We start from the raw sequence: 25,834 nt of genomic DNA on the forward strand, positions 1-25,834 counted from the left end.
CAAAAACGGCGCCAAGACTCTTGACTGTGATTCGTGGAAATGCGATTCTCGATCTTGCTTAAGGACTTGAGGAAGGCTTCCACGACGGGAACGTTTTGGTGGCCTTTTTCTTTGCGCTATCGCTCCTTATGAATCAGATAAACTGCTTTATCGGACCTCATTTTATGCGGCCCAATTGATGATCGTACTCCCGTACGAGCTCAGGCATCCGTTCCGCCAACCAGCGAGCGAACGCATCTTGCTTTTTCGGGATGGTGACCGTGGTACCTGTCGACGAACTTTTCATGCGCCCGAACAGCCGTTCGCCGAGCGTAAAGTTGATCACATCGCGCGACTCGTCCGGCTTCGTAGGAATGATGCCATTGGCGGTGTCCATTGCCATCGCGATACGGCCCGCTCCATCCTTCGATTGAAAATCGGCAGTGTCCAAGATCTCGCGAACTGCGGCTATCTTGCTATCGTCCTTTAGACGCTCAGCGAAAGCGGTCCACTTCGGACGGCCGACGGATTTGGCGCGACCGATGGCAAAGATGATATCAGCGGGAATGACGGATGTTACACGGAACAGATGCGACACGGCTGCTTCTGAGAGCGCCAAAACCGGGCAAATTGCGCGGTGAGACAAACCGGCTTCCTTGAGCTGAACAGCCCACATGGCTTGTTCGATCCAGGTCAGGTTTTCACGTACGCCGTTTTCAACAGCCTGTTCTTCGATCAGTTGGCGGTCCGTAAGATTGCGCACATGCGCCTTTATCTTGACCGTCTCCGGACGTTCGGCCTCTGCCATCAACGATTTTATCGCGGCCAGACGGCGGTGACCGTAGGCGAGCTGATAGTGGTCAGGTTTGGTCGGGTGCGGCCGGACAAGGACAGGTATTTTCTGCCCCTCTGCCGCAATGGAGATCTTTAAGGCTTCAAGTTCGACATTGGCATCATGGTCGTTGCTGAAGCGATCTTGATAGGGCGACCGATCAATCCTGGATGGATCGAGCGAGAGAATGCTGTCTTCACCCAGTTGAGTCAGCGATTTACCCACATTGGCGATGACAGGCGACGAGTGCCGTCTTGCAGGGATCAATTTCTCGGAGGTATCGGCTTCGACCGACTCGGTGCGATTGACCGCCTCCTCGGCCATACGTTGAAGGATGCTCTTTTTCATGTGCTGCGACCCCAGACTTTATGGGCAAGTGCAAGGATTTCAAAATTGACCCTGTCGGCGCTTTCGAGTGCCCGCTTAAGGGCTTCTCTTCCGACTTCGCCGGTCTCCAGCTCGTAGAGAGATTTTTTAGCGACGGCCGCTCCGGCGATTGCAGTAGACTCGACTGCTTCCGCAACGAGAACGTCATCCCCAAATAGCCGGCGCATCACGCCGCCCATGTATTTCTGCGGACCATCGTTCGGATTTACGCGGGTGAGTAGAAAGCGGAAAAAGTCATGCTCGAATCTCGCGCCGAACTGCTCCAGAACCTCGGCTAGATCCGAAATCATCAGCAAAAACTGATTGCAGGAGGCGACATCGAGCATCGCCGGGTGCACGGTGATGATGAGCGAGGTTGCTGCGTACAGGGCAGCGAGCGTCGAGTAGCCTAGGGAAGGTGGCGTATCGAGGATGACGAAATCATAACGGTCGTCTACAGTGGCTATCGCAGTATTGATGCGCTCAAAGAAAAGACCGAGTTCGTCACGTGTTTTCGATGTCAGGTAGTTGGGGGTGTCAAACTCAAAGTCCATGAGCTCGAGATTGCCAGGAACGAGATCGACGCCTGGGAAATAGGTGGGCCGGATGACGTCAAGGAAGGACCGCCGCTCGTTGTCGTAGCGAATAGCAGCAAAGGCGGTTTCGTTATCGCCTAGGTCGAATTCGGGTTGGATACCGAAAAGGGCCGTCATCGATGCCTGTGGATCGAGATCAACGCAAAGGACACGATAGCCTTGGAGGCCCAGAAAGTGGGCAAGATGGATGGAGGTGGTTGTTTTGGAGCTTCCGCCTTTGAAATTTGCGGTGGCGAGGATCTGGAGTTTCTCGCCCTTTCGGCGGTAAGGCAGGAGATGCCCCGCCTCGTCCGGACGTAGAGTTGCCAGGAAGGAGCGGAGTTCTCGGACCTGTTCTACGGTGTAAGTTCGACGGTTGTTCTCAGCCCTGTCAGGGACAGGCCCCTTTCCCTCGATAGTGAGCTGGCGCAAGGTGCTCTCAGGTACGCCGAGGAGACGAACAAGATCGACGGTTGAGAAGGTTTTTGAAAATGTCTTCCGCGCCTCGGGCGGATAGACCGCCTCCCGCATATCTCGGAGCTCCGCAGAAAGTTTCGACGTGTATACGCCGATTTTTGATGCGGTATCTGTGACGCTCTTAGATGCGATTTGATGCATCCGATCCTCTTGACGGTTTAATTCACTTTATGGGGCAATTTCCGTCATGATTGGCAGAGGTCGTCCGATTCCACAAGCCTTTTTTAGTTAATCAAAAGTTAACGGGATAGGTGCGCAATCGAAGGCTCGCGATACTGATGTCATATCGCGGAGAGGACTTTACAGTTGTAAAGTAGCGCCCTCCCCTTTTCGCGGTGCCGAACTTTACAGCTGTAAAGCCTGTCTTCAAACGAGGCTCTTATGCCCTGGACGATGCTTCGCAGAAGGACGCTGTGAAAGCGGCTCGGTGATCGAGAACTCGTCGTGCGAATTTCGGGTGTTTTACCGCTTTGCCGGCTGTCTCTGTCTCACGCAACGTCGGCAAGGAAGCTGTTTAGCAGGGCATTGAACTCCTTGTGCTTTTGCCAGTGGAGACCATGCCCGGCATTTTCCAGGCGGGCAGCGCCGCTGTTCCAGAGGTTCCTGAAGGTCAGGCTGTCGATGTAATCGAGATTGATCACAGGGTCGTCGGCGCCGTTGACGATAGCCAGTGGAACAGGCGAAGTTGCGACAAGGGTGCGTTGATCGGGGTGTTTTCCGGCCAGAGCTGCATCGATCATCATCCGACGCGACCGTCCGTCGGTTCGTCTGACAGCTATTTTCCAGAACGCATCGTGGACAGCGTCAGGTCCGAGAGCGAGGGCGACGACCATGTGGATTTCCTGCTCGGTCAGCGTCTCTTTTCCAGTGTAAGCGAATTCCGGATTGGGAACGAAGCCGAGCGCAGCACCTTCTGAGCCCGGTGGGATTGGTGGTGTACCAAAGATCATCGCCCCGACAATCTTTTCGGGTAGGAGCCTCATGAGTTCCAGGGCGACATGGCCGCCGAGCGAGTGGCCGAGCAGGGCGAAACGGTCGAGGTCGAGTGCGTCAGTGACTTCGCAGATAGCGTCGGCATATCCATTGAAGTTGTAGGTATGCAGTGGATCGGTCGCATCGGAAGATTGACCATGGCCAGGCAGGTCGACGGCGACGATCCGGTGTTTGTTGGCAACGGCCTCGATCTGAAAATGGAATGTTTCCTTACAGAGGGAGTTGGCGTGAATCATGATAACGGGAAGTCGGCGGCCAGGTGAGTCGTAGACAGCGATCTGACCGTGGGACGTTTCAATCTTTTTTTTCGTGTTCCATCATGCACCGTAGATTTCTTATTTGGCCTGTAACCAGATCTCCGCAATAAGGGACGGCGTTGCCATGCCAGTAAATCGGTCACTATGGCTTTAGTTCGCTCAACTTGAGCTATTTCCTTTTCGGTTTAACAAACCTTTTTTCGTATGACCCAATCGGCAGCTGAGCACGGCAAGGACTAACTCCACAGATCTCAGGTTGGACAGGATGGATGCTGCGATTGTCAGGACCACGCTCCAGTTGGTCATCCCCGGCATTCTGTTGATTTTCGGAATCTCTTTTGTCTGTACCTGGCTGATCGATCGTAAGCGTCACTACCTTCTGGTTTTGGCGGGTGCCTGTGTCTTCTTCGCCTTGGCTGCTGGATCCCAGATATTCAGCTTGCCATCCGGCGCGGGGCCGAACGCGGTTGTCTCGGGGGCAATTTATACGGCGGCCGTTATCACCGCCGCTGAGGGCCTTCTGTTGCGGTCGGGTAAGACGTTTGGACTATACGCGGATGTCATGATCGTCTGTGGGTTCACGGCTTTGTTGGCCTATTTCTTCTATGTCGACAGAAACCTGCTTGCGCGGGTTTATATTCAAAGTTTCGGGTACGGCTTTGTCCTTCTGGTCACCGCGTTACGTCTGTCGGGACTAATGCGGGGCCGTGTTGTCGACAGGGTCTTATTCTGGATCTTGCTGGTTTTCTCTATCCAGTTTTTTCCTCGGACCTTGCTTACGATAGGATTGTCAGCTCCGTCAGACAGGGCGGCATTCGCAAACTCGATCTTCTGGCAGGCTCTGCAGCTCTCGCTTGGTGTGTTAGGCGCAAGTCTCGCGATGGCCATTCTCGCCGCTGCGGTCACCGATGTAATCGACGATCTGCGGCATCAGCGCGACGTTGACCACCTGACAGGTGTTTTCAACCGCCGTGGCTTCGAGGAACGGATTGCGGCTCGCCTGCGCAAAGGCGGGCACGCTTTGCTGCTGTGCGATATCGACAAGTTCAAGAGTATCAATGATACGTTCGGTCATGATGTTGGGGACATTGTGCTGAAGGCGGTTGCACGGCAGTTAGAGCTTTCCCTTCGATCAGGCGATATCCTCGGGCGGATGGGAGGCGAAGAGTTTGCGGTGTTCCTGCCAGACACCTCCGCTAGGGAGGCGCAGGAATGCGCTGAGCGATTGAGGTTGGCAATCCAGTCATGCAAGTTCACAGGCCCGGATCTGGGATCCGTGACAGCAAGTTTCGGTGCAGGAGTACTGGCCCCTGGTGAGACCTGGACATCATTTTACAAGAGGATCGATGGGCTGCTCTACGATGCAAAGCGAGGGGGGCGCAACCGCACCGTATCCGACACACGGCTCATCTCGTCGCTCGCGAACGATACGTCAGATCCTGCGTTCGGCCTTCAGGCCCACCGCGCTTGAAATGGAGCTCCGCGCCGACGGTCTACGGCCAATTTGATCAGACGACGAGGCGAGCGGCGCGTCCCATTTTACGCTCGCTGTTATTATAGTACCCCGAAGCCTGGGCGAGTGATTTATGCATCGATTGCAGCATCGCTTCAAGTAATGGAATGCCCCGGATGCGCTTCGGTCAGATAACCGGAGCGAAGTCCATGCGCAGAAAACTGCGCGGGGTCGAGGCCTGCTTGTTTGATGCGGGTTTTGAGGATGAGGTTGACGGATTGGGGCGTCATCGCCCGCCGATCCAGATTGCCCCATTGGTCGATACGACGGAAAACCGGCCCTGCTTCAATTTTCGCTTGTTCAAGCCACTCCTTGAGCGCAGTTACCGGTCGGCCGATCAGCACGACGTGTTCGTCGTCATCAGCCGACGTGGTTTTGGTGCGACCGAGATGGATCGTCAGGCAGGGCAGGAGAGGGGAGTGCTCGTCGGCGGGATTGGCGCGAACCGGTTCCACGTCCACTAGGTCCTCGACGCGTAGTCCCGCCACTTCGGAACGCCGACGGCCGCCGGATGCGAAGGCCATCAGCAGAAGCGTCCGGTCGCGCAGATCGACCAGCCGATCGCCGGCACAAGCGGTCAGCAGCTTGGCAAGGATATCGCCGGTCACCGCCTTCTTGCTTTTCCTTTGCCGCGGCCGATTGCTGGCGCGAACCGCCAGACGCAGGGCGCTCTTCAGCGACGGCGCCGAAAACGATCCGGTCAGGCCACGCCAACGGGTCAGGATCGACCAGCTGGTCAACCGTCGGCGAACGGTGGCCGGCGCATGCGGGCCGATACTTCTAAGCAGCCCCTTGGCGCGAAGTACGATCGCCACATCTTCGGGCATGCCGTGATCGGGATTGTTCTCGCGCTCGGCCGGATTCCACAGATGGTGCGCGACGAATTTCAACAGCAGGCTTTCGGGCGCAGGCCAGGGGAGGGGGGCGCCAGTCGCCACGGAACACCAGGCCTCAAGATAGCCAAGGTCGGACGCCAGCGCCCGCATCGTATTGTCGCCCATGCCCTCGCTGGCGAGATGTTTCAGCGTGGCGACATCGTCGTCGGTCAGAAGCTCAGCGAGCTGATCGCGCCGGTCGAATGGCAGGATCGCATCGAGCGCGTCGAGTTCCTCGGCACGCTTTAGAATTTTATGGCCTGAAAGCCGCAGTTCAGTGCTCATGTTCGAGTGGCCCCACAACGGGGATCCCCTCACCGCGGGCGGCGGCGGCCATCTTTCGGTCGCCGGTGGCCAGAGGTAATCCGTGCGTTCTGGCAAGCGCGACATAACTCGCGTCGTATGCGGTCAGCGTGTAACGGGCCGCCAGGTCCAGCACCAGCCCATCTCCGCCCGATCCGGCGTCCTCGAGCGGCAATCCGCGCAGCTGGGTCATCAGCAGAAGTGGTTCGCCCGGGCGAAGCCGGCCACGCCGTTCGGCCATCAGGAATAGATTGCGCGTCTCGAACCAGAACAGCGCCGGCACGAGACCGATCGTCGACCGCATCTCCGACATCAGCCGGTCGGCGGCATCGTGCTGCTCGTCGGGCAGAAACCAGGCGGCGGCGATGGAGGCATCGAGAACGAAGGACATCAGTACCGTCGGCCTTCATCGCGCCATTCGCGAATTTCGTCCTGCGTGGTGACGGGACGGCCGGCGCGCTGGGCCTTGATTTCGGCGATCAACGCATCGACGTCGTTGTCGCGGCGGATGCGAGAGAGACGGGCGACGGGCGTGTTGCCTCGCGCGATAATCACCTCTTCGCCGGATTCGACTTTCGCCAGCAGCTCGGACAGATGGGTTTTGGCCTCGGCGACCTTGACGGTAACGGTCATGATGGATGCTCCAGGGTGCGTCTCTCTCGTCGAGCAGATGGCGATTTGCACCGTTTTTCGACATTCTGCGCGATCATATGGCCGTTTCCGTAAGTTGGTCAAGGCCTAACCACATCACTATCGATACTTGATACCTATCGCTAGTGATCACCGCAGAACAGCACCATCTGAGCAACGGAAACAAACACCGATTTCGATTCACTATTGCGAAACAACAGCGTTAATTCATATGGTTAACAAAGCAAGAAGCTGCCATGGCCGTGGGGTAAAAGGGGCTGATTTTCTGGCACTGCCGGTTTGGCGGGCAATTGTGCCGTTGTTGCTCTTCTACCATAATTGGCTGTGGAGCATAAGACGCGATCAGCGACGGGAGGGGCACAGTGGAAGTGGATGAGATCGATATCGACAGCTTAGATGAAGCGGCGCTGATCTCGCTGGACGACCGCATCGTCGGGCGGCTGCAGGTGTTGGATCTGGAGAAGACGGCGCGAGCGCTGCGGCAAATCAAGATCGGCGGTCGCGTGATGTTCGAAGGGCCGGACAATACGCTGGTCAGCGGCATTGTCGTCCGTCGCAATCGCAAGACGTTGAGCATTCAAGTCGACGACCACACGCAGTGGAATATTTCGCCGCATCTGATCCGGATCACGCAGGACGACATACGAGCGCAGGTCGAGCGGGAGATGCCGTTCCTGACTTTGAACGAGGACGATTATGCTGCATGGATCCGGGCCAATGTGCCGGGCGCCGGCAAGCTGACCTCATCGGGCTGATCCGGGTTCAGCCACGCGCGAGGATGGCGCCGGGCAGGGGCGGGATAGACTGATTGCCATCGCCAACTCCCAGCCGATCGCCGAGGTAGTGCCAGAAGTAGAGCCCGAGTTTCTTGCAGGTCTTCATCAGCCCGAGCATGGTGTCGCGGGCAGTCCGGCCGTCTCTGCTCATAGTGCCGCCGGAGATTTTGCGCTTGGTGACGAAGGTTCGCAGATTATTCTCCGACGCATTGGTATGAAGCGGGATTTCCGGCCGCTCGAGCACCTTCAGCAATTCGTCTTTGCGCCGGTGAAGACGCACCAGTAATGTGTCGAGCGCGTTATAGCCGGTGCGCATGGTAAAGATCCGGTCAAACCGTCGTCGGAAAGCCGGGATGGCCTGCGGTGACGGCTTTTGTTTCCAGGCCTTCAGCGCCTTATAAAATCGCCAGACGAGATCGCGAACCAGCGCGACCGATCGAACCTCTTTCGCCTTTGCCGGCATCAGCTTCTGTAACAACCGTTCCGCATGGATCCAGCACAGAGCATGATTGCCGACGCGGAACTGACCGGCATCGTCGGAGACGATGACCACGTCGCCCACCAGCCCATGATGGCGAATACACCCCCAGAGGCCTGCTTCGGCCAGGACACCAATCCCCTGGCGGTCAAAAATGTCGACACCCCTGCGCGCCAGATATTCCATATACGGCACCTGGTTACTAAAGAGCCGGGGCTCGACACCGCGCAGTTCGGAGCCAAGTGCCGGATCGGCACGACGGTCTTCCAGATAGCCGAACGCCGCGTCGTTGAGGACATAGTCCTGGTAGTTGCCGCGCAACAGCAACAGGAAGTTCAGCCGCGATTTCGATTTCGTGGTGCGGAAGACGGTAAAATGCTCGCCGCCGATCTGGGTCGTATAAAAGTTGGCATGCGCATGGCGGGCGCCGGTGTCGTCGACCGTGACATAGAGGACGACACCAGGCCGGCATGCAACACCGCCGCATCCTCGGCAACAAACCCATCCAGCTCCCTCGTCAGAAGGCGCACGACCTGACGCTTGGAGATCTCGACGCCGATATCATTCAGCAACGTCATCAGTCGCCCAGTCGTCACTTGCCCTTGCGCGTGCAGCATCAGGCAAAACCGCCTGAGGTTCGGCCCATAGCCACCCGTGATCCCCGCGGGCAGCGGTGCCAGCACCGTCTTGCCGCCCGGGGTCAGTCAGCATTCGCGTCGGTAATGAACAAGCTCGGCCGACAGCATCAGTTCCCGCACGAAGCAACTCTTATAGCCTTTGAACCGCGAGCCGACTGGAACACTGGCACGCAAGAACTCTTCCCAGCTGACCCGTTTCACATCCAGCTTTGGGCCGCGCGGCTTCTTCTTGGCCGCCTGTTTGTCGCCAGATTTGATATCGGTCGCCTTATCCATGCCGGACGGCCGAAACGGCGGCCGCGGCGGCAGGTTCTTCAGCCGCGCGATCTCATCACGCAATTGCTGGTTCTCCACCTTCAGCTGGGAATTTTCCAGCCACAGCCCCGCGTTTTCGGCCTCAAGCTTTTCGAGACGAGCCTCGGCCTGTTCAGCCCGCTCCAAAAGGCCAGTCACCAGACTGCGTAGTGCCTTCAGCGATAGGGTGTCGGCATGTTCAGGTGCGGGGAGCCGTCTCTTTGCCATCCCCGGACTGAATCATGATTTGCCCTTGTGGCGGAATCCCCAGAACGAGAATTCGCCCCTGGAGAATACCGTTGTGCACGCTTCTCTGGAGTTGCTCGGCGGGAATATTTCCACAAAGACAGACCGGACCTATTGCAAGCGGGCCGCATCTGCCGTCGGGGGCAAACCGGATTCGCCGGCGCTCACCCAGTTTATATGCTGCCGGATCGCTATTGCACTAGCTTCCACGCTTTTGGACGTGATGTCCAAATCCAGGATAAACGGATGCGAAGGCTTCAGGACACGAGCTTTGCTGCTTCTCTCTCTGGATGCTCGTGTATCAATCGTCTTCAGCCGATCCCGACGAGCAGGCGTGGAGACACGGCGAACAAGTTCTTCCTCATCGCAAAGCAGTCTGACAGGCACCATCAGAGCCTCGCATTGTTGCGAGGCATTGGCGATCTGTTGAAACGTGCGAACGCTACGTTCGTCATCTTCGGTGAGAGCCTGCGTGAAGATGAAATTCGCTGAAGGAGGGCTGTAGGCAACAATTGCGTCTAGGACGGCTTGTCGGATTCTCCCGGTGTATTCCGATATCCCTTTTGGAAGGGGCGTAGTCCCGTCGTCATCTAGCAGGCGGAATATGGGATTATTGAACCAATGGTTATCAATGACTTTTGCGGAAATGAGGGTGCTCAACTCATTTGCAATTGTCAGCTTTCCGACGCCAGGAAAACCCATCAGTAAAACGAAAACACGCATAACGGGGCTAGCTTCTCCATGGTCGGCAAACAGACAATAGGGGATTTCTCCCATGCGGCAATGGCCTCGGCATTTCTTGGGACGGAGCTACCCCCCCCGCATCCACGGGGCTTTTCGCGCTTAGCAAACCTGCTGATTAGGCAAAGCGAACTATCCATACGATGAGGAGCATGTCGATTAGCAATGCGATCACCAGAAGTAGGCTTATGAGCTTTCGTCGCTCTGCCGTCTCCTTGGATTCAACTTTGAAAGCCGCGTTGTAGGCGTTTTCAGTGTCTCGTTCACTTGCTGGTCGAATGGAGTTTCGAGGGCGTGTCATATTGACGAGGCCGCATGTGACGAAGATGAAAAATAATAGCAGATAGGGGGCCATCTCAAATGCAGCCTTTTGCTGTCCAGCCACTTGCAATTCCTCATCTTAGATAAACAGCTTGCACCGTCCATCGCAATTAGAACCCGCTTCTGCATGGCGGGCGGTTCTGCATCGCCAGAAAATCTGCTCCCCTTACATGATCGAGGGATCGGGGTACGCGGAGCAAAAGGGGTGGCGCCGATGGAGTTTCCGCGCTGGCAACGACGGGCGCGCAGTTATCTGTGCATAACCATCGGCCTTGAATCCGACGACTATCGTGGCCGATTCCGCCTGCGAGCAAATCATGATTCCTTCTCGCTATGGGCAAGAAGTCGCTGCCGCCCGATGAGCATGTTGAGACGCTGTCGCTGGTGGCGACGCGCCGGCTCGTCGGCGGCCTTGTCGAAGAGCTCCACACGTTGAAGGCCGATGTCGCAGCGCTGCGATCCGAGAACGAAGCCTTGCGGCAAGACAATGCCGAACTCCGGCTGGAGAATGTCCGCTTGAAGGTCGAGAACCAGCAACTGCGTGACGAGATCGCACGGCTGAAGAAACTGCCGCAGCGTCCGCCGTTTCGACCATCGGGTATGGACAAGGCAACAGATCCGGGCAAGGTTAATCCCGAGGATGATCGAACAGCCGGCAAGCCGCCCGCGGCCCTAAGCGGGACAAGAACCGGATCACCCGCACCGTGACGCTGAAGGCCGACATACCCGAAGGCTCGCGCTTCAAAGGGTACAAAAGCTTCTTCGTACGTGATCTGATACTTGCCGCGGAACTTGTCCATTATAGGCGCGAACGCTGGCGGACGCCTCAGGGCAAACTGATAACGGCTCCCTTGCCAGACGGAGTCGCCTGCGGCTTTGGTCGCAATTTGCGTCGGATCTGTCTGGCGCTCCATGCACAAGGACAGGTCACGACGCCCAGGCTGAGCGAGATGCTCAACAGCATCGGCATTGAGATCTCTAAGCGGCAGGTCTTGCGGCTGCCGACCACGCGTCTCGATCCGTTTATAACCGAAGACAGCGCCGTTCTGCATGCCGGGCTGGTTTCGGCACCCTTCATCACCGTCGACGACACCGGCGCTCGCCATATCCGGCGCAACGCCTACACCACCCAGATCGGCGGTGAGCGGTTCTCCATCTTCCGCACCGGTTTTTCCAAATCGCGGCTCAACTTCCTGTCGATCCTGGAGGCAGGTCATCAGGACTATATCCTGAATGAGGAGGCGATGAACTGGCTGCGAACACAGGGTGCTGTCGAGCAGGCTATCGTCGAGAAGCTCGTCACCCGGTCCACCACCATCTTTGCCGATCAGGTTGCCTTCCTGGAGTACTTGACTGGCTGAGGTATTGATATCTTTGACCGGCAACTGATACGCCCGCTTGTCGAAGCCGGCAGTTGGGGCACGATCCGCCATCACGGCCTACTCGGCAACACGGTCATTGTCTCTGACGACGCTGGCCAGTTCCGCGTCGGCAATCACGCTTTGTGCTGGATTCATTGCGAGCGCCTGTTGCAAAAGCTGATGCCGGCAAAGCGACGAGAGGTGCGATGTGTCGAGTTGATCCGCTACCTCGTCTGGCGATTTTACAAGGCGCTGAAGATCTGGAAGCAGCAACCGTCACCGCAGGCAGTCCACGCATTCCGGCGCAGGTTCGATCGCATCTTCACCCTGCGCACCGGATATGACGCACTCGACAGGCTACTGGTGCGCTTGTATCGGCGCCGCCGGGAGCTTCTCAAGGTCCTCGAACATCCCGCTATTCCGCTGCATACCAATGCCTCGGAGAACGATCTGAGGACCTTCGTGACCAAGCGAAAGATCTCCGGCGGCACCATGAGCCTTGACGGTCGTATCGCTCGCGACGTCATACTCGGCCTACTGAAGACCTGCCAGAAGCTTGGTATCTCATTCTATATTTATCTTGGCGATCGCCTCGGGCTGGACGCGGGCGGATCAAAGATCCCGCCGCTGGCCGATCTCGTCAACTCAGCAACCTGCTAATCTCCATTCGCCGCAAACAATGAGAAACGGTTCCCGCAAATCGGAATCATCGTAACAAATATGATGCTAGAAACGCGACCGTTTTCCGATGAGCAGCGCCAGCGTTGGGGGTTCCGGATCTTAAGAAAAAATCGTGCGTGCCGTCTTCAAAAACGTCGAGGCCGACAGGCTTCCCGAGCCTTTGCGCCGTCTGTTGCAAATCCCGGCCGATTGCCAGCGGGAAAGTCCGATCGGCGCTGCCCCAAATCAATAACAACGGCGGCAATGAACGAACAGGCTTCGAATAGCCATTTGGGAAACCGCCGTCGACAAGCACCAGCCCGTCAATATCGGATCGCCCTGCCGACGCAGCCGCGGCGATCTGCGCACCAAGCGAAATTCCGAGAATACCAACCTTGACCTGACCAGGTGACTGAGCGCGAATATACGCAGCTACGCTTTGAACGGCCGATGTCCATTGTGACCATCGACGCGCATAATAGGCTATCCGCGCGGATGCACCGTCCATCTTGACGATGGCGTTTAGGTCAGCCGCCGAAACGACATGAACGAGATATGCGTTCAAACCAGCTGCCTCGAAGGCCTGCCCAAGCTCGCCATACGCCGAAGCGCCAAAACCCTTGCTACCGCTTAAGATCAGAACTGCCGGACATTTTTTGCTCGCGCAGTTTCCGAAACTTTCCACCAAAACTCCACCGCTCGGTGTGGGAACTGTGAACTCCTGCCGGGACGATTGGGCATTTGCCGCTGCTGCGAAAAGCAACATGCCAAAGACAATAATGGTGATCCGCATGCATACTCCGTCTTGTCTGCTCTCGAATGCGAATGTCCCGCCAGAGACGAGAGTTTCGCACCTGACTTGCGACATGGCAAAGATACAACCTTTCGGAGCCGGCTCAATGGCCCCCAGCGCTTTGCCACCCTTTTTGCCCCCGGTACCGTTTTCGAAAGACTGATTAAAAGGCAAGGCGACATCGATTTGCAGTTCCGCCTTTGTCAGCTTTCTGCAACGGCCGGGAAGGAGGACGCGAAGCGTCAGTTGGATCGGTTATTCTGTTGAGACAGCTGCGGTCGACGTTGGAGAGAAGCGGACCTTAAGCTTTGGCGGTCACAAGACCTAACGGCCCCGGGGGTGACATGGCCGCTGACATCAAAGAAGAGGCGAGTCCTTTGTAGGTCTTCACCATCTCCGGCAACGGACGGGCGTCGACATAACGCTTGCGTTCCTCGGGGCTGGCACCTTCGCTTTGGGGGCAACACGAGGGCGTCGTCCTGTCCGAGCTTCGTGCTGGCCGCACCGAGGGTTACGAGAACCTTGCGGTAGGCGGTGATCGTCTGCGCGGACGGCGCTCCGGGGCCTGATCTTGCCAATAGCGTGAGCCAGGTCGGGCGCGATCCGCTTTGGCAGAGTGGCACGACACAACGTTGGCTTCGCGGCGACCAGCTTTCTTCAGGGACAGCCGACGGGGTGACGGTCGTGCCGCCCGGTGTGTCGGGTCCGGTGATCGCCGTTCCGCACCAGGTCTCGTACGACGCAGTGCGCGGATGCTGGTATTCGGATATTGCCATCGCGCAATTGGCAGCCCTCTCTTACGCTCCTCTCGTACAATTGTGCGTTGCCCGATACCAGCCAGAGAGCTTGGAGGGGCGCGCGATTTCAAAAATCGTGCAGACAAGCTTCGTGCCATTGATGCCAAGCCGAACGCTAAGCTGGACACAGGTCGATGCGCAGAACATTTCCGTAACGCTCGAAGGCATAAGTCAGGCCGGCCCATCGCGCAATGTCGTTGAAATCGCTTTAGAACAAAGGCCCAAGGGGACAGGCGACTGGAGCGGGCCGACGGTAATGCAAGCGGATTCTGCGATTCCAGGCTGGCGGGCGGTTCCACAAGCCACGAGCGGGACTTTGGGCGCGCAGCTCATACTCCCGCTGCCGCAAGGCGAGTTCGATCGACGCATTCGGGTGACGGAATATGAATACCCATCCCCAGCCAATCAACCCGGTGCGTTGGCGGAATTGCAAAGGCGGGCGGTTTTCACTGATTTGATAGAGCTGAAGTGAAGGGACTGCAGGCTTCGCAAAAGCTGGGCAACTATCCCATCAATTCTCGGGCACAGTTTCACTGAGTTCGAACAATTCGATAATGTTGGGCTTTGAAGGTCTGGGCTATATGAAAGCGGATTGATTTCGCCGTTTGCGGCGGCCGTCAATCGTAGCCAATGACCAGCTTGATTTTAGCCACGAAATTATATAGTCGCCGTTGCCCCCTTCACGCAAAATCAACGAGTTAGGTTCCGAATGGTGCGGGTCGTGGGTTCGGACCCCATCAAAAGCGCCGAATATAGCGATTGTTGAAGAGTTCTACAACGCTACGCCTGAGCTCGGCTCGTTTAGAAGGACGTGTTTTCGGGCTATGTGCCGGCATAGCGCGCGCCAATAAAGGTCATCAGACTGGCCACTGCAAAGACATTGATGTTCATCAGCATTGCGATCTGGCCACCGGTCCATGGAAAGACGGGGTCCTTGAGCCTCCACCAGCATATCGCAAAGCAGACAAAGATGCAGCAAACAAGGCCCCGCTGCCACCATTTCTCATCGGGTTGGAACGAGACTAGTGTCAGCGCCATGTAGGGTGCAAGGAATAGAAGTGTGGCGGACGCTCTTCCGAAAACGATGGATTCGAATACGGTATCGATCGTGCCGATCAGCGGCAGCGCCAGCCGGGCACTAAACGGCGATTTTCTAGCGATCAAAGGTACCGCCAGAAAAAAGGGAATGGCGACGAGCGTTATGGCTGATGTTTCAACGCCATCGCCAACCAGCCACCAAACATACATTGGGTAGAACGGCTTGTTGGCTAAGATGACCCAGGCAATGGTAATCGTTGCTCCGGTCCTTGCATCGAGCGCCGGCCGCCTCATCCCGCTGGCCTCAGCAAATAGTGACCTACGCCCCAGACATGACCGTTGTCGTGGCCGAAGAGGCCAGCGGTGGCGAGGAAAAAGAGCCGCCAACGGCGCTGCCAGAGTGTGCTGTCCCTCCCATAGACCTTGGCGAAGATCGGCTGGATGCGGTCGATCTCACGGTCGAAATTGGCGAGCCAGTCGAGTGCCGTCCGGCGGTAATGCATGCCCGACCAGCGCCATTCCTTTTCGACTGAAAGCAGATCGGCAAAGCGATACGGCAGATCATGTGCCGGCATAATGCCGCCGGTAAAGAAATGACGGGCAATCCAGTCGGCCGGATCCTGGTGGTTGAAGCGATAGGAGCGGTCCTTGTGGGTGAAGACATGGAGGAAAAGCTTGCCGTGCGGATTGAGCCATTCGCGGACACGCTCTAGCAAGGTGCGCCAGTTGGACATATGCTCGAACATCTCGACCGAGATCACGCGATCAAAGCGTCCATCGGTCGCAAAGTCGTTCATGTCTGCCGTGATGACGGTAAGATTGCCGAGATCGTGCTTCTGCGCCATGGCGAGAATGTATTCGCGCTGTGAGGTGGAGTTCGAAACCGACGTAATCCGCGAATTGGGAAATTGCTTTGCAAGATAAAGGGACAGCGAACCCCAGCCGCAACCAAGTTCCAGGATACTGTTTCCATCCTCGATTTCGGCATGCTCCACAGTTTCGGCAAGTGCATAAGTCTCGGCTTCCGCCAGCGTCGTATGGGGGGCCGGATAAAGGCAGCAAGAGTATTTTCGTTGAGGTCCCAGGGTTAAGCTGAAGAATTCCGCCGGGACTTCATAATGCTGTCGGTTGGCCTCATCGGTGTGCATCGCTACCGGAAAGCCGCCCATTGCCTCGACGAACGTATTTTCCGCATCTTGCGAGATCAGCGACAGACGGTGTTTGGTGCGTGCACAGAGAAAATCTATCCCAGCCAGCGTCATGCTGTCCGTAAGCGGTGCGCGCTCTGCGGCGTTGATCGCAAATGCCAGCATATTCATCGACTATTCTCCTTTGGAAACGAATTCGGTTTTGCGAGGGCCTGGAAAGAAGGCGTTCACACGCTTCCGCAGTGCGCGAAATTTATCGCCGCGCGAGCGCAGCATATGCTCTTCCAACGGGGGAATTCCGGATACATGCACCAGCAGCCAATACATCAACGCCGGTGCGAGCAGCGATAACAAGCTCGTTGGCGAGCTTGTGACGGCGAATAGCGGCAGGCAGCACCAGAACAGCCATTCGAAAAAATAGTTCGGATGGCGGGAATAACGCCACAACCCCGTCTCGCAGACCTCAGTCTTGGCTTCTGGCCTTCTGCGAAATCGGGAAAGCTGCGCATCTGAAAGCGCCTCTCCAGCGAGGGCTGTGGCGGAAAGCAACACGGCAACGAAATCCGTTACCGCCGGATAGGCCTTGTCATTGATCGCCGCGAGATAGATCGCGAATACAAGGATGAAAGCCGCAAGAGCCTGAACCTGCAGAAAGATAAAGAGCCGCGAGCTGGCACTGGCGCCCCAGTCCTTCGTCATTTCGGCATAGCGTGGATCTTCTCCGCCGCCTTTGGTGCGAACTCCAATATGCCAGGCGAGCCGCAGCGCCCAGGCTGCCACGATCATTATCAGCGTCATCCGGCGCGAGAATGAGCCTTCTGCACAGCCGGCGGTGAGGATGCCGCCCAAGCCCACAGCCGCGGACCAAATGGTGTCGATCCACCCGCTCATACCGGTTTTGCGCTGCACGATCCAGGCGGCGGCCATCGCCAGAGATATGCCGACAGCCACGATAGCTAGAAGAAACCAATCCATCCGTTCGCTCGCATTGATGCGCTCTTGTGTCGCTGTGAACTATTTACGGACGGTCGGTTGAACCGGTTTCGTGCTACTCGAAAAAATTCTCTCTTTGTGCGAAACCAGCCGCCGCCGCCCTCCGTATCTGTCTTGAAAGCCAAAAGCTTATTGCGGGAGCCGAGGGGTTTTATGGGTAACTACGATCGAAACGGCGGCCGCCGTCTGAACATTGCGATAATAGGAAGTGGCATTTCGGGACTGTCGGCAGCTTGGCTTCTCTCAAATCGCCATGACGTGACTGTCTTCGAAGCAAGCGATCGGCTCGGCGGCCATAGTAATACGGTGACATTCGAAAGCGCCGCAGGCGCTGTTTCCGTTGATACAGGCTTCATTGTCTACAACGAGCTCACATATCCTAATTTGACGGCGTTGTTCCGCACGCTCGACGTGCCCACGGCTGCCTCCAATATGTCCTTTGCCGTTTCGATCAACGACGGCGCCTATGAATATTCCGGCGGTACGGGTCTCGGTCTTTTCGCACAGAAATCAAACATTGTCCGCCCGCGTTTCTGGTCAATGATGCGCGATCTGGTGCGCTTCTATCGCGATGCCCCGCGGGACTTGCCCGACATGGACGGCATCTCCCTCGATGATTATCTCTCATGCAACGGCTATGGTCGCGCCTTTCGCGACGACCATCTCTACCCGATGGCCGCGGCGATCTGGTCTACCCCTGCGATGGAGATCGGCGCTTATCCAGCGGCAAGTTTTGTCCGCTTCTGTAACAATCACGGCTTGCTCAATCTATGGGGTCGGCCGATTTGGCGCACTGTAAGGGGCGGCAGCCGCGAATATGTTGCCCGCATGACCAACAGCTTTTTCGACCGTATCCGGTTGTCGACGCCAGTAAAGTCGATAAGACGCGGATCACAAGGCGTAGAGCTTGAGGCGGCTACTGGCGGCCATCACCTCTTCGACGATGTGGTGATCGCCACCCATGCTGATCAGGCGCTTCGAATGCTTGTGGATGCAAGCACCGAGGAAAGACGTATTCTGGGTGCTTTCCGCTATTCGCGTAACGAAGCTGTCCTGCATAGCGATGTCTCGCTCATGCCGAAACGGCGCGCTGCCTGGTCGAGCTGGAACTATACAGCGGATACGCGCGACGGACCGAGCCAACCCTCCATCACCTATTGGATGAATAAGCTGCAGCCGCTGGGTTCAGCGCCGCCGACCTTTGTCACCCTCAATCCGCGCAGAGCGCCAAAGGAGGAAACCATCATCTGCCGTGAGATATACGAACATCCGGTTTTCGACCTATTGACCGATCGTGCACAGAAGGAAATCTGGTCGCATCAAGGCATACGCAATACCTGGTTTTGTGGCGCGCATTTCGGTTCTGGCTTCCACGAGGATGGCATCCAGGCGGGCCTTGCGGTCGCCGAGGATCTCGGTGGCTTGCGGCGGCCTTGGCAGGTCTCGCAGGAAAGTGGTCGTATCGTCCGTCAGCCGATTAGCCAGCCTGTCAAGCCGCTGCCGGGCGTGGAGGTTACCGCATGAGTGCGGAACTTCAATCTGCGCTTTTTTCCGGCCTGGTCACACATGCTCGTGTAAGGCCTAAGCAGCACAAGCTTAGCTATCGGATCTATTCTCTGCTGCTCGATCTCGATGAGCTTGACCAGATCGATCGGCGGTTCCGCCTTCTCTCCATCGATCGTTTCAACCTTTTCTCCTTCTATCGCAAGGATCGAGGCGACCGGTCAGGATCCGATCTGAGGAAACAGGTCGAGAGGAACATGCGAAGCGCCGGTATCGACCCGGATGGCGGTCCAATACGGCTGCTGACAATGCCGCGACTGTTCGGTTGGGCTTTCAATCCGCTGAGCGTGTTCTTCTGTTATTCGAAGGATGTGTCGCTCAAAGCCATCCTCTGGGAAGTGGACAACACGTTCGGTGAGCGTCACGGCTATATGATCCCGGTCGAGGCGAACGATGCGCCGGAAATTATCCAGCAGTGCGACAAGGCTTTCTATGTCTCGCCTTTTATGGACATGGATCTGCGGTATCAGTTTCGCGTGTCGCCGCCCGCCGACGTTCTTTCGATCCGAATCGAGACTTTCGATCGCGATGGGCCGGTATTGACCGCGAGGCATGTGGCGCGTCGTAGCGAGCTTACGGATCGCGCATTGCTTAAGGCGTTTTTCGCGATCCCTTTTCTGACGCTTCGTGTCGTCGGAGGCATTCATTGGGAAGCGATGAAGATCTGGCTGAAAGGTATTGGATTGCGGGTACGTCCCCATCCTCCGGAAAGCTCTGTTTCATTCGGTTGCTCATCTCCCACTGAAGTGAAAATACCCAATTCCAAGGTTGAAATTCATGAGCCATTTTGACGATTTCTCCAGCGCGTCGATGCGTGCGTCCGATAGCATAGGGGGACTCGGCCTCGTCGGGCACCTCCTCATGAGGCTATTGCGCAACGTGCGCTATGGCCATCTGAGGATCACGCTGCCTTCAGGACTGGTGGTCGAAAAATCCGGTGCCGAACCGGGTCCCGAGGCGATCGTCAACATGCGGCGTTGGCGTATGTTACCTCGCCTGATCGTTGCGGGAGATATCGGCTTTGCGGAGAGTTACCTCGATGAGGACTGGACGACTCCCGATCTAACGGCGGTCATCCGCTTCGCGGCAAGAAATACGCAAGCGTTAGCACCCGCTATCCAAGGCAGCGCGATAATGCGGCTGTTCAATCGTGCAAAGCATCTCTTCAATGCCAATACGAAGCATGGCAGCCGTCGCAACATCGAGGCACATTACGATCTCGGCAACGAATTCTACAGACAGTGGCTCGACCCGACGATGCTATATTCCTCGGGAATTTATGATGATTGTACGCACACCCTCGAAGCCGCCCAGCAAAAGAAGCTAGAGCAAGTTCTGAAAAAGCTTGCGCTCGATCACAACCAGAGTGTTTTGGAAATCGGCTGTGGCTGGGGTGCTCTTTCCGTATTCTTGGCAGCGCGTGCCAACGCCAAGGTGACGGGTATCACCTTGTCACCTTCACAGCTCGCCTGGGCAAGACAGGCAGCCGCCAGTGCTGACGTGATAGAGCAGGTGGACCTGCGCCTGCAGGACTACCGTGATCTCGATGGCCAGTTCGATCGCATCGTTTCTATAGAGATGTTCGAAGCAGTAGGCGAGGCCTATTGGCCGGAATATTTCTCGACGTTGAAACGTTGTTTGCGACCAGGTGGAAAGGCTGTGCTGCAGGTGATCTCGATTGAAGAAAAGCGCTTTGATGCCTATCGGCGCGGCTCCGATTTTATCCAGAAGCATGTCTTTCCCGGCGGCTTTCTGCCCTCTGGTTCCGCTTTGGAGACGGCAGTTGCAAAAGCGGGCTTCCGGCTGGCAGCAAGAGAACATTTCGGCAAATCCTACGCACGAACACTTCTCGAGTGGCGCACCCGTTTTCATGCGCGCTGGCCGACCATTGCGGCCCTAGGCTTTGACGAGCGATTCCGTTGCCTTTGGCACTACTACCTGTGTTATTGCGAAGCCGGCTTTGAGGAGGGGAGCATCGACGTCGGACTTTATACACTTGAGCACGCATGAAGGTCGGCGGTTAAAAGGAGATCCAGGCATGAGAGCGATGATTGGAGCGATTGTTTATCTGGCCGCAGCATCTGCAACTAATGCGCAAGCGGCCGAAATCGAGGGCCTATGGGCTCGGGCAGATGGCAATGCCAAAGTGAGAGTTGCACCCTGCGGATCGGACGTCTGCGCAACCAATACGTGGATCAAGCCGGGAACGCCAAGCGAAAAGGCTGGCGACAAGCTGGTGATGACGATCAAACCCAGTGACGATGGCGTCTATTCCGGTGAGGCTTTCGATCCTCAACGTGATTTGAGCTACCGGATCACAGTGAAAGTGGATGGTGATCGGATGTCCACGAGGGGCTGTGTTATCGCCGGCCTGATTTGCCGGGGTGTCGATTGGACACGCATCCGCTGATCGACCGAAGGAAGGCCGCTATGGAGAATGTGGTGAAAACCTACGTCGTTGCCTATATCGTCACACTGGTTGTGTTCATCGCCATCGATTTTATCTGGCTGAGCAGCATGACCGACCGTCTTTACCGACCTGTAATGGCAGAGATACTGACAGCTGACTTCCGGCTCGCGCCTGCCATCGCCTTCTACCTGATTTATGCGTTTGGACTTACGGTTCTCGCTGTTCGCCCCGGTCTGATCGGGGAGTCGATCCAGACTGCGATAGTGTGCGGGGCGATGCTCGGCTTTACGGCTTATGCCACCTATGATCTGACCAATCAGGCGACACTCAAGAACTGGTCGACTGTTCTGACCTTAGCCGATCTTTTTTGGGGTACGGTCCTCTCAGGCTTTGCCGCCGGTTGCGGGCAATGGATAACGGCGCGTCTCCTCGGAACTGTTACACATGGCTGAGGATCAGGGGTGAGTGCTATTCGCGATAGCCTGCACATTCAAAGATTTAACCGCCAAATTTCGAAATTGAGCGCTATCGCGAAAGCAACCCAAACAGCGAGAGGTACAAGACTGTAACTAGCGGTCCGGTCGAGAAGGCGAAACTTGAAGATTGTGAGCAGGATTAAAATCCATTGCGGAACGATGTTGATAACGCCAAGCAGCGGGCTATGGAGCGCAAAGAAGGCCCACGACCATGCGGCATTGAACGCCAGTTGCAGATAAAAGCAAATGAGCGCCGCCGACTTTTGCGGTTGGTCTCCTGGAAGTATCCATATGCGCCAGACCGCAAACGACATAGATGCATAAAGGAAGGTCCAGACCGGCCCAAAGATCCAATTCGGTGGATTGAATGCGGGCTTGGCAAGGCCTGCGTACCAGCCCTCAATGTTCGGCAGGGTCGCCCACTGTCCGAGAAGAAGGGTTAAGATAACCGGGATCGCCGCGAGGCCGGCCTTCACCAAAGGCTTTTGTTGGTCCACTGTTTTTCGCGGCATCATAATCTCTCTTCTGGCCCGCTTCCTGCACGGCGTTTGCCAAACCGAAGCCTTTGTTCCTGCTCTTCAAATCTGATACGTGGATTTTTCTGGATCGGATCATGGGATCCAAGCGGCATTGCCCATCGTAGAAAGCGCATGAATGTTTCAGCACCGCCTATCGATAGCCGTGGCAAACAGAACAGCATCATCTCCTTCGAAAGGAGACGAGCGGTGACGACTTTGCACGAGCACGATCCATTGTCGCGCGAAGCGGTCAATCAACTTGTTCTTACGATAGCAACCCGTCAGGATCGTCAGGCCTTTGCCGAGCTCTTCAATTTTGCAGCGCCCAGGATCAAGGCGTTCATGATGCGCTCGGGCTCGACGGCTGAAATTGCCGAAGAAATCGCCCAGGAGGCGATGCTTGTGGTCTGGCGCAAGGCAACTTATTTCGATCCGGCGCGCGCCAGTGCGATGACATGGATTTTCACGATAGCCCGCAACTTGCGGATTGATTTTCAGCGGAAATCAAGGTCGTCAAATCAGCCGTGTGGTGACGAAACTGAGGTAATGCAGGCTGCTGAACCGACGCCTGAAGAGATTTTGTTTATCAGAGCGGATGAAGAAAAGGTTCGCGCTGCGCTTCAGGCGCTGAGTTCCGAACAGGAAGAGATCATCAGATTGTCCTTTTTCCGTGATCGTCCTCACTCTGAAATTGCCAGGGAATTGGATTTGCCGCTCGGCACTGTGAAGTCTCGTATCAGGCGTGCGCTTGGAAAACTTAGGGATATGCTGGAAGAAACATTATGACGAACAAGCATCATCCCAGCGATCAGACACTCCTGCGTTTTGCTGCAGGCACGTTGCCGGCCGGTCCTGCGCTCGTCGTTGCCGCCCATTTGAGTGGTTGCCCTTTCTGTCAAAGGCGCGTGGCGATCTTCGAGGCCATTGGGGGTGAGATGCTGGTCCGGACGGACCCCCAGGCGCTTTCTCCCGAGGCTCTTGAACAAACGCTTGCGCGTTTGGACTTGGATCACAGGGCGGGTCGCACCGCGCCGCAGCACTCACCGGTTTCCATTGATGGCATTATTCTCCCAGGCCCGCTAGCTGGCTGCAAAGTAGGACCTTGGCGTGCCGTGGGTCCAGGCGTTCGGCTTAGCCGCGTCGGCGTGCCCCATGCGCCAGAAGCAAACGTCATTTTGCTGAAGGTTAAAGCGAACAAGCGCATGCCGGCGCATGGGCATACGGACCTGGAGGTGACGCAGGTCCTAAAAGGATCGTTCTCGGATGGCGAGAGTCGTTACGAGGCAGGTGACTTCGTAGAGGGTGACGATGAGACGGATCATAGTCCTGTGATCGGTAGCGACGGCGAGTGCATATCCCTGGCGGCTATCGAAGGACATGTGCGCTTCAAGGGATTTCTTGGCAGATTGCTCGCGCCTATCGTAGGCATCTGATTGCGTTTGAGCGCCAGTGCTGGTGGAGACAAATAGCCCCGGGAACAATACTTCTTGCCGATCATTTCGTTCTGGAGTTCAACGGAGACCGTCATGTGTGCTAACAGAAGATCAAAGTCACAAATTGGTTCGCGGCCAAAGCATCGCTCGTGGCTAGAGCGAATTTTTGTAAGTGTCGGATGCGGGATGCAATAGAAAATCTCTGGTCGGAAAGAGTAGTGCGGACAGTTTAGAGGAAAGTCGTCGATCGGACTTAGATGCGATTTAGGACAAGGAGCAAAGGTTTCATTTTGGCATTCGTCGGTTGACGATATGGCATGTCCCTAGATGCGGTGTCTTGGTTCCATGAACCGAAAGATTGCCTGCCGTTGAAATTAATCGGATATCCCCAATTTCGCTCCTCTAGGCACGGGATCGAGTATTATGGACCGAGATCAGGATCAGGAAGAGGCAAGGCGAGCCGGCGAACGGCTTGTAGCAGCTCACTCAAGCGAAGATCCGTTCGCTGCGGCGTTCAAGGCAACGCGCATGCCGATGATTATTACCGACCCAAACCAGCACGACAACCCGATTATATTTTGCAACGGCGCCTTTGAACGTCTAACCGGTTATTCGAACGAAGAATTGATCGGGCGCAATTGTCGAATTCTGCAGGGTGCGGAGACCAATCGAGAGACCGTTGCTGTCGTCCGCGATGCACTTGCCAACGGACGCGGTGTCTCGGTCGACATTTTGAACTATAGGAAGGATGGCAGCGCGTTCTGGAATGCATTGTTCATCAGCCCGGTATGGGACCAGCAAGGTAGAATTATCTATTTCTTCGCTTCACAACTCGACTTTACGAACATTAGAAGCAGGGAGGCGGACCTAGCGTCCGCTCGTCACCAGGCCGAGGAAGCAGTCAAGGATCGTACGAACGATCTGCACGCAGCGCTGGCGGCCAAGACACTGCTGATTCACGAAGTTGATCATCGTGTCAGAAACAATCTTCTGACCATGGCTTCGATCGTCAAGATGCAATTAAGGTTGACGAAGGACCATGGCCAGCGAAATGCCCTGATGTCCGTGCTCAACCGAATCGAAGCAATAAGCACCGTCCAGCGTAAGCTTTTTACAACCAACGACGTCACTCGCTTTGACCTGGGTGATTTCGCGTATGAGCTCGTTTTGGACCTCCTCGGAGCTATCAAACGGGATGATATACGACTGACGCTCGATATTTCGCCGGCTTATGTTCCAGCGGCGAAGGCGTCGCCGCTTGCACTTATCGTGAACGAGTTGGTCGGCGATGCCCTCAGACGTGGGATCAGGGACAGCGGAGGCGACATTCATGTTGTCGTCAAACACTCCAACGGACGCCTCCTCCTCAGGGTGGAGGATATATCGGAACCGGTTACCCCGGATGAGGTCAGCGCAGAATTGAGTCGCGTGCTTCTGGAGAGGTCGGCGCTTCAGGTAGGCGCTACAATAGAGCGAAAGTGCGAAGGGCGGCACACAGCAGTGGACCTCATTTTACGGGTTGAAAGCTAGAAGGAAATACTGCTTTGAAAGTCATGATCGTTGAAGACGAAATGTTGCTTGCGATGGAACTCCAATGGGAGATCGAGGCCGCCGGTCATACGGTTGTCGGACAGGCGGCAAGTAGCGCTCAAGCACTGGAAATTTTGGAAACGTCTCCACCGGAATTTGCATTTGTTGACATCCAGTTGCAGGACGGTCCGAAGGGAATCGATCTTGGGCGAGCGCTGGCTGAAAGGAGTATCCCGTACGTCTTCGTTAGCGGCAATATCAAAAAGCTGCCGCCGGACTTCGCTGGTGCGATTGGCGCTATTGAGAAGCCCTACACAATGAACGGAATTGCGAACGCCCTTGAATATATATCGGCGATTGTTTCCGGAGACAAGGACCGGCTGGCGCCGGCAAGTCTCGTTCTGGCTGTAGATTGGTGATATCACCTCACAGGGTGGCATCGCCTTAACGGATTGTGCTGAGCGAAATGATATCCGACCAGCATGACCGAAGAGCCGCTTAACCATTACCGCCGCCATCGCTTTCCAGCCGAAATTATCGCCCATGCAGTCTGGCTCTATTATCGGTTTCTGCTGAGCCTGCGCGACGTCGAGGACCTGCTTTCCGAGCGCGGAATTAACGTCTCGCTTCAGACCGTCGCGGAATGGGCGGCGAAGTTTGGCCTCAAATTCGCTTATCAACTACGGAGGCGATGGCGCGGCAACCTTGCCGCCAAGTGGCACCTCGACGAGAGTGTGCCGCGAGGCACCCACAGCAGTGTGGGAGCCGAGCTGCACGGAAGATGAGGGTATGGTCCCTC

General features: G+C 56.3%; 28 protein-coding genes and 2 pseudogenes. 16 read left to right on the top strand and 14 right to left on the bottom strand.

What is annotated here, in order from left to right:
- Nucleotides 1-157: 157 nt before the first annotated feature.
- The 3 genes from repB to FHT73_RS24525 form a co-directional block, all read right to left on the bottom strand.
- Nucleotides 158-1,159: a plasmid partitioning protein RepB gene (repB, locus tag FHT73_RS24515; RefSeq protein WP_183715462.1), complete on the bottom strand. Its 1,002-nt coding sequence runs from the start codon at nucleotides 1,157-1,159 to the stop codon at nucleotides 158-160.
- Complete coding sequence (repA, locus tag FHT73_RS24520) at nucleotides 1,156-2,370, bottom strand: plasmid partitioning protein RepA (RefSeq protein WP_183715464.1); 1,215 nt, start codon at nucleotides 2,368-2,370, stop codon at nucleotides 1,156-1,158. The genes repB and repA overlap by 4 nt, the downstream gene beginning before the upstream one ends.
- Before the next feature lie 347 nt (nucleotides 2,371-2,717).
- Nucleotides 2,718-3,458, bottom strand: a complete 741-nt coding sequence (locus tag FHT73_RS24525) for an alpha/beta hydrolase (protein WP_183715466.1) — start codon at nucleotides 3,456-3,458, stop codon at nucleotides 2,718-2,720.
- Between the two features lie 286 nt (nucleotides 3,459-3,744).
- On the opposite strand from FHT73_RS24525, the gene FHT73_RS24530 reads away from it, so the two are divergent.
- Nucleotides 3,745-4,950, top strand: coding sequence for a GGDEF domain-containing protein (locus FHT73_RS24530; protein ID WP_183715468.1), 1,206 nt, complete (start codon nucleotides 3,745-3,747; stop codon nucleotides 4,948-4,950).
- A 37-nt stretch (nucleotides 4,951-4,987) separates the two neighbouring features.
- Here the strand turns inward: FHT73_RS24530 and FHT73_RS24535 are convergent.
- The 3 genes and pseudogenes from FHT73_RS24535 to FHT73_RS24545 form a co-directional block, all read right to left on the bottom strand.
- A pseudogene (locus FHT73_RS24535) lies at nucleotides 4,988-6,152 on the bottom strand (site-specific integrase).
- A complete protein-coding gene (locus FHT73_RS24540) occupies nucleotides 6,142-6,561 on the bottom strand; it encodes a type II toxin-antitoxin system VapC family toxin (RefSeq protein ID WP_183715470.1) in 420 nt (139 codons plus the stop codon). The pseudogene FHT73_RS24535 and the gene FHT73_RS24540 overlap by 11 nt, the downstream one beginning before the upstream one ends.
- The gene (locus FHT73_RS24545; protein WP_183715472.1) at nucleotides 6,561-6,803 is read right to left on the bottom strand and encodes a type II toxin-antitoxin system prevent-host-death family antitoxin; all 243 of its coding nucleotides are present in this window, start codon (nucleotides 6,801-6,803) and stop codon (nucleotides 6,561-6,563) included. The genes FHT73_RS24540 and FHT73_RS24545 overlap by 1 nt, the downstream gene beginning before the upstream one ends.
- A 380-nt stretch (nucleotides 6,804-7,183) precedes the next feature.
- On the opposite strand from FHT73_RS24545, the gene FHT73_RS24550 reads away from it, so the two are divergent.
- The gene (locus tag FHT73_RS24550; protein ID WP_183715474.1) at nucleotides 7,184-7,576 is read left to right on the top strand and encodes a hypothetical protein; all 393 of its coding nucleotides are present in this window, start codon (nucleotides 7,184-7,186) and stop codon (nucleotides 7,574-7,576) included.
- A gap of 7 nt (nucleotides 7,577-7,583) precedes the next feature.
- Here the strand turns inward: FHT73_RS24550 and FHT73_RS24555 are convergent, their stop codons facing one another.
- The 3 genes from FHT73_RS24555 to FHT73_RS24565 form a co-directional block, all read right to left on the bottom strand.
- Nucleotides 7,584-8,402: a transposase gene (locus FHT73_RS24555; protein ID WP_246712213.1), complete on the bottom strand. Its 819-nt coding sequence runs from the start codon at nucleotides 8,400-8,402 to the stop codon at nucleotides 7,584-7,586.
- A 377-nt stretch (nucleotides 8,403-8,779) separates the two neighbouring features.
- On the bottom strand, nucleotides 8,780-9,235 hold the full coding sequence (locus FHT73_RS24560) for a hypothetical protein (protein WP_112611360.1): 456 nt from the start codon (nucleotides 9,233-9,235) through the stop codon (nucleotides 8,780-8,782).
- Between the two features lie 129 nt (nucleotides 9,236-9,364).
- Complete coding sequence (locus FHT73_RS24565; protein WP_112611362.1) at nucleotides 9,365-9,976, bottom strand: chloramphenicol phosphotransferase; 612 nt, start codon at nucleotides 9,974-9,976, stop codon at nucleotides 9,365-9,367.
- A gap of 672 nt (nucleotides 9,977-10,648) precedes the next feature.
- Here FHT73_RS24565 and FHT73_RS29575 point away from each other — a divergent pair.
- The 3 genes from FHT73_RS29575 (at nucleotide 10,649) to FHT73_RS29585 (ending at nucleotide 12,336) form a co-directional block, all read left to right on the top strand.
- Nucleotides 10,649-11,023 carry a cell division protein ZapB gene (locus FHT73_RS29575; protein ID WP_246712212.1) on the top strand — a complete coding sequence of 125 codons (375 nt, stop codon included), beginning with the start codon at nucleotides 10,649-10,651 and terminating at the stop codon, nucleotides 11,021-11,023.
- Nucleotides 11,020-11,676 carry a hypothetical protein gene (locus FHT73_RS29580; protein ID WP_246712211.1) on the top strand — a complete coding sequence of 219 codons (657 nt, stop codon included), beginning with the start codon at nucleotides 11,020-11,022 and terminating at the stop codon, nucleotides 11,674-11,676. The genes FHT73_RS29575 and FHT73_RS29580 overlap by 4 nt, the downstream gene beginning before the upstream one ends.
- A 180-nt stretch (nucleotides 11,677-11,856) precedes the next feature.
- The gene (locus FHT73_RS29585; protein ID WP_246712210.1) at nucleotides 11,857-12,336 is read left to right on the top strand and encodes a transposase; all 480 of its coding nucleotides are present in this window, start codon (nucleotides 11,857-11,859) and stop codon (nucleotides 12,334-12,336) included.
- A 46-nt stretch (nucleotides 12,337-12,382) separates the two neighbouring features.
- Here the strand turns inward: FHT73_RS29585 and FHT73_RS24575 are convergent, their stop codons facing one another.
- Nucleotides 12,383-13,129: a dienelactone hydrolase family protein gene (locus tag FHT73_RS24575; RefSeq protein ID WP_183715476.1), complete on the bottom strand. Its 747-nt coding sequence runs from the start codon at nucleotides 13,127-13,129 to the stop codon at nucleotides 12,383-12,385.
- 675 nt (nucleotides 13,130-13,804) lie between these two features.
- Between FHT73_RS24575 and FHT73_RS24580 the strand changes: the two genes are divergently transcribed.
- On the top strand, nucleotides 13,805-14,398 hold the full coding sequence (locus tag FHT73_RS24580) for a hypothetical protein (RefSeq protein WP_162708122.1): 594 nt from the start codon (nucleotides 13,805-13,807) through the stop codon (nucleotides 14,396-14,398).
- 350 nt (nucleotides 14,399-14,748) lie between these two features.
- Here FHT73_RS24580 and FHT73_RS24585 read toward each other — a convergent pair whose 3' ends face one another.
- The 3 genes from FHT73_RS24585 to FHT73_RS24595 are packed head-to-tail and all read right to left on the bottom strand — an operon-like array spanning nucleotide 14,749 to nucleotide 17,087.
- The gene (locus tag FHT73_RS24585) at nucleotides 14,749-15,258 is read right to left on the bottom strand and encodes a hypothetical protein (RefSeq protein WP_183715478.1); all 510 of its coding nucleotides are present in this window, start codon (nucleotides 15,256-15,258) and stop codon (nucleotides 14,749-14,751) included.
- Entirely contained in the window at nucleotides 15,255-16,283 is a 1,029-nt protein-coding gene (locus tag FHT73_RS24590) for a cyclopropane-fatty-acyl-phospholipid synthase family protein (protein ID WP_183715480.1), read from the bottom strand. The genes FHT73_RS24585 and FHT73_RS24590 overlap by 4 nt, the downstream gene beginning before the upstream one ends.
- 3 nt (nucleotides 16,284-16,286) lie before the next feature.
- A complete protein-coding gene (locus tag FHT73_RS24595) occupies nucleotides 16,287-17,087 on the bottom strand; it encodes a DUF1295 domain-containing protein (protein ID WP_183715482.1) in 801 nt (266 codons plus the stop codon).
- A 171-nt stretch (nucleotides 17,088-17,258) separates the two neighbouring features.
- On the opposite strand from FHT73_RS24595, the gene FHT73_RS24600 reads away from it, so the two are divergent.
- The 5 genes from FHT73_RS24600 to FHT73_RS24620 are packed head-to-tail and all read left to right on the top strand — an operon-like array spanning nucleotide 17,259 to nucleotide 21,530.
- Nucleotides 17,259-18,629, top strand: coding sequence for an NAD(P)/FAD-dependent oxidoreductase (locus FHT73_RS24600; RefSeq protein WP_183715484.1), 1,371 nt, complete (start codon nucleotides 17,259-17,261; stop codon nucleotides 18,627-18,629).
- Nucleotides 18,626-19,459: a DUF1365 family protein gene (locus FHT73_RS24605; RefSeq protein ID WP_112611379.1), complete on the top strand. Its 834-nt coding sequence runs from the start codon at nucleotides 18,626-18,628 to the stop codon at nucleotides 19,457-19,459. The genes FHT73_RS24600 and FHT73_RS24605 overlap by 4 nt, the downstream gene beginning before the upstream one ends.
- Nucleotides 19,446-20,678, top strand: a complete 1,233-nt coding sequence (locus FHT73_RS24610) for a cyclopropane-fatty-acyl-phospholipid synthase family protein (RefSeq protein WP_183715486.1) — start codon at nucleotides 19,446-19,448, stop codon at nucleotides 20,676-20,678. The genes FHT73_RS24605 and FHT73_RS24610 overlap by 14 nt, the downstream gene beginning before the upstream one ends.
- A gap of 28 nt (nucleotides 20,679-20,706) precedes the next feature.
- On the top strand, nucleotides 20,707-21,078 hold the full coding sequence (locus tag FHT73_RS24615; RefSeq protein ID WP_112611383.1) for a DUF2147 domain-containing protein: 372 nt from the start codon (nucleotides 20,707-20,709) through the stop codon (nucleotides 21,076-21,078).
- Between the two features lie 32 nt (nucleotides 21,079-21,110).
- On the top strand, nucleotides 21,111-21,530 hold the full coding sequence (locus FHT73_RS24620) for a DUF2177 family protein (protein ID WP_162708126.1): 420 nt from the start codon (nucleotides 21,111-21,113) through the stop codon (nucleotides 21,528-21,530).
- Nucleotides 21,531-21,568: 38 nt separating this feature from the next.
- Here FHT73_RS24620 and FHT73_RS24625 read toward each other — a convergent pair whose 3' ends face one another.
- The gene (locus tag FHT73_RS24625; RefSeq protein ID WP_348648158.1) at nucleotides 21,569-22,069 is read right to left on the bottom strand and encodes a TspO/MBR family protein; all 501 of its coding nucleotides are present in this window, start codon (nucleotides 22,067-22,069) and stop codon (nucleotides 21,569-21,571) included.
- Between the two features lie 135 nt (nucleotides 22,070-22,204).
- Here FHT73_RS24625 and FHT73_RS24630 point away from each other — a divergent pair, with 135 nt between their 5' ends.
- From FHT73_RS24630 to FHT73_RS24650, 5 genes and pseudogenes are all read left to right on the top strand, one after another.
- Nucleotides 22,205-22,858, top strand: a complete 654-nt coding sequence (locus FHT73_RS24630; protein WP_183715488.1) for a sigma-70 family RNA polymerase sigma factor — start codon at nucleotides 22,205-22,207, stop codon at nucleotides 22,856-22,858.
- Nucleotides 22,855-23,505 carry a ChrR family anti-sigma-E factor gene (locus FHT73_RS24635; protein ID WP_183715490.1) on the top strand — a complete coding sequence of 217 codons (651 nt, stop codon included), beginning with the start codon at nucleotides 22,855-22,857 and terminating at the stop codon, nucleotides 23,503-23,505. Before FHT73_RS24630 ends, FHT73_RS24635 begins: the two co-directional genes overlap by 4 nt.
- A 420-nt stretch (nucleotides 23,506-23,925) precedes the next feature.
- Nucleotides 23,926-25,035 (top strand): PAS domain-containing protein, encoded by a 1,110-nt coding sequence (locus FHT73_RS24640; RefSeq protein ID WP_348648159.1) that lies wholly within the window; start codon nucleotides 23,926-23,928, stop codon nucleotides 25,033-25,035.
- A gap of 14 nt (nucleotides 25,036-25,049) precedes the next feature.
- Nucleotides 25,050-25,454, top strand: a complete 405-nt coding sequence (locus tag FHT73_RS24645) for a response regulator (RefSeq protein WP_183715494.1) — start codon at nucleotides 25,050-25,052, stop codon at nucleotides 25,452-25,454.
- Nucleotides 25,455-25,517: 63 nt separating this feature from the next.
- Nucleotides 25,518-25,772, top strand: a pseudogene (locus tag FHT73_RS24650) (IS6 family transposase); the annotation flags it as partial.
- Between the last annotated feature and the right edge of the window lie 62 nt (nucleotides 25,773-25,834).

It is taken from the genome of Rhizobium sp. BK098, from assembly GCF_014193155.1.
GTDB lineage: Bacteria > Pseudomonadota > Alphaproteobacteria > Rhizobiales > Rhizobiaceae > Rhizobium.